The 246-nt window shown below is 70.3% G+C and carries 1 pseudogene; it reads left to right on the top strand.

The features are described 5' to 3' along the window. Positions 1 to 2: 2 nt before the first annotated feature. Positions 3 to 246, top strand: a pseudogene (locus tag SB753_RS40160) (hypothetical protein); the annotation flags it as partial.

Raw genomic sequence — 246 nt, 5'->3', positions numbered from 1 at the left:
GTATGAATGAGTCCTCGTACGACAGCGTGCTCGTCGACGCCGACCCCGACCACATCATCGAGTACGTCGAGCACGGACTCCGCCTCGCCCGCACCGGCGGCCTGGTGCTGGTGCCGCGGATCCTCGGCGGCGGCCGCGTGGCCGACCCGGTGCAGCGTGATGAGGTCACGCGGCCTACCGCTCGCTGGTGCAGGAGACCCAGGAGTCCTCGGCCGTGTTGGCGACCGTGTCGCCCGCAGGTGAAGG

Origin of the sequence: Paraburkholderia sp. SIMBA_053, from assembly GCF_046534895.1 — a bacterium.
GTDB classification, from domain to species: Bacteria; Pseudomonadota; Gammaproteobacteria; order Burkholderiales; family Burkholderiaceae; genus Paraburkholderia; species Paraburkholderia caledonica.
The sequence above is the reverse complement of the archived record's forward strand: the minus strand, read 5'-3'. Positions and strand labels throughout refer to the sequence as shown.